The organism is Myxococcus eversor, assembly GCF_010894455.1.
In the GTDB taxonomy this organism is placed as follows: domain Bacteria; phylum Myxococcota; class Myxococcia; order Myxococcales; family Myxococcaceae; genus Myxococcus; species Myxococcus eversor.
Window position 1 is genome coordinate 1 of sequence record NZ_JAAIXY010000059.1, and the last position, 2,437, is coordinate 2,437.

The 2,437-nt window shown below is 64.1% G+C and carries 3 protein-coding genes; 2 read left to right on the top strand and 1 reads right to left on the bottom strand.

Going from position 1 to position 2,437, the window contains the following annotated elements:
• Positions 1-184: 184 nt before the first annotated feature.
• Both G4D83_RS45090 and G4D83_RS45095 read left to right on the top strand, forming a co-directional pair.
• Positions 185-706 (top strand): hypothetical protein, encoded by a 522-nt coding sequence (locus tag G4D83_RS45090; protein WP_240357191.1) that lies wholly within the window; start codon positions 185-187, stop codon positions 704-706.
• Positions 707-1,259: 553 nt separating this feature from the next.
• Positions 1,260-1,811 carry a hypothetical protein gene (locus G4D83_RS45095; RefSeq protein WP_163871149.1) on the top strand — a complete coding sequence of 184 codons (552 nt, stop codon included), beginning with the start codon at positions 1,260-1,262 and terminating at the stop codon, positions 1,809-1,811.
• 530 nt (positions 1,812-2,341) lie between these two features.
• Here G4D83_RS45095 and G4D83_RS47385 read toward each other — a convergent pair.
• Positions 2,342-2,437: IS3 family transposase (locus tag G4D83_RS47385; RefSeq protein WP_420826686.1), on the bottom strand; the 96-nt coding region annotated here is incomplete at its 5' end.

The following is a 2,437-nucleotide window of genomic DNA, read 5'->3' on the forward strand; positions in this document are numbered from 1 at the left end:
CCTCACCCAGCGTGGCGTGCCAGCATCCGGCTCGCTGCTGGACTCCGCGCGGCCTGCAACATTCCTTCCCGGCAACCAGCGCGCTCGTCGCGACCGCGCTCTCCATCAACCACTTCGCTCAGCAACAGCAAGGACGTGCGGGTGGACCTAACCCGGCGTCTCGCGGCAATCGGCGGCCGGGTGGATGCCCACCAGCGGGCACGCCAAGAAGCTGACCGGCGTGCGCGCGACGGCGGACCGGACGCCAGTACCGGCGGGGGTGCTGGCTCATCAGAAGGGCATGAAGGAGTCGTGGTGCCTGGCCACCAGCCTGGGGGCCGCCAGCGCGCGTCGGGTGGTGGACCTCTACTCCCGGCGCTTCTCGTGCGAGGAGACGTTCCGGAACGTGAAGGATTTGAGATTGGGGATGGGACGGTCCTCGGTGCGAGTGAAGAGTCCCGAGCGCAGAGACAGGCCGCTGCTGGTGAGCGCCATGGCGCACGTGCTGCTGAAGCTGCTGGGAGCCGCTGGCGCGAGCCTCGGCATGAAGAAGGGGCTGAAGGCCCACACGGTGAAGACTCGCACCTACCCGCTCTTCCGCCAGGGCTGCATGTATTACCAAGCCATCCCGATGATGAAGGAGGAGCGATTGCGGCCCCTCGTTGAACGCTTCGCCGAACTCCTCCACCGCCACCATGTCTTCCAAGAAGCGCTCGGCTTCAGATGAGGGGATGGCTCAGCCCCTACCCCACGGTCTTTCTTCCTCACCCCTGTTCACGTGGTCTGGCGGGCGTTCCAGGGGTTGTTCATGGCGCTGAGCCAACGGGCCATCGGCGCGCTGCTGGCCGGCAACGACCGTCGGCCGCGCGCGCGCCGTCCTCGGGGTTCCGGGCTGGGGCAAGGGGCTGCTGCTGGCGGCGGCCGCCGTCGGCCTGACCTTGGCGGGGGCGGCCCTGGCGGTCGTCCTGGCTTTCCAGGTAGCCCGACGGCAGGGTGTGCACTTATGAGGCTCAGCCCCGAAGCTCGCCTTCGCAGGCCTGGTACCCGGCGATGAAGGGGCGCAGCCCCTGTGCCCACCCAAGAATCAGACAAGCCCGAGGAGACCGGGCGCCGCCGAGCCGAGCTGATGTCTTTCTTGTCCCAGGCAACGCCCGGGCGCCGGAGCCGTGTCGCCGCTGTCCCCTTGTGGCCGACCTTCATCCATAAGAAGATGGCAAGGTCATGAATCCGATGTCTTGGATTATGGCCAGTCATTATTCACGCCCACGAAGGAAGCCACGATGAAGAAACGATATCTTGGGATTGCAATGCTGGGAGCGACCATCACCGCCGGCGCGGTGTACGCGCTTCCTATCAAGGACACCTCAGCGGAGGCCTGGGAGGGCTACGAAGCATCCCTCAAGAATGGGTATTGCACGCCCCTCAACGAGAATTGGAATCCCTATTCCGAAGACAGCATCTACCGAGGAGCACCCAAGTCGAAAGATGGGCGGTCGAAGTGGAAGGTCCTCCCCTGCACGATCGATCGCACCTCCTTCAACCAGCACTATGCCGATGAAGCTGATGAAAACCTCCCGAGCGCCCTTTGCGGCGGCGCCATCTTTCCAATGAGCGCCAGTCAGCCCGGTCCCGGCATGAACTGCATGGACAACAAGGCGTGCTACGAGGAGTTCGTCAAGAAGGTCAAGTCGCTCAAGTGCGTGTACAAGAAAGGAGAGGCCAAGCTGGTCCTGGAGCGAGATGTTCTCGTTGCCTATGTCAGCTCGGAGGCGCTCCACGGGGCGGGCTGGGTCGGCCGCGATTTCAAGAAGCTGTTCGCTTCCTACAAGTGAGAAACGCAAGCCGCGCTCATCTCCGAGAAGCGTGGGCCGGTCCTGCCCCGACAAGGGTGTAGATGTCGAGCAGGGACGCGCGGGAAACGGGGAAGCGCCTTGGTGAAACCAACCGAGACGGTCTCCCCCCTGGCAGGGGCGCCGAGGAGTCCCTGTGTCAGGGAAGATGTCGCCTCCAGCAGACACACGCCCTCTCCTCCTCCAGCACCGGCTCCGCCCCTGCTTGAGGGGCACTCACCTCTCGCGACAGGGAAGGAGTATGAGGAAGACGCCTTCCCCATCTACCTCCACACACATCTCCACGCACCCCGGACGGTCCGTCGGAAATAGATACACATCACGGAGCAAGTACCTCCACCCCACTCCATCGTCTGGATTCAGGGATGGGATGGCCCGTGCGTCGGGTCCTCCGCCTCCCCCCCCGAGGAGGACCTGCCATGGCCAACCTGTCACAACGCATTCTTCTATATCTGTCCATTCTGTCGTTTCCCGTGGGCTGTGAGCTTGCCCCGGTTCCGTGGACAGCGTGGTTATGCTGCCTGCGCAACCGGTGAGGCTGTCCGCTCATACTCCACCGGGCTTACGTAGCCCAGCGAGGAGTGGCGACGCTGACGGTTGTAGAAGAC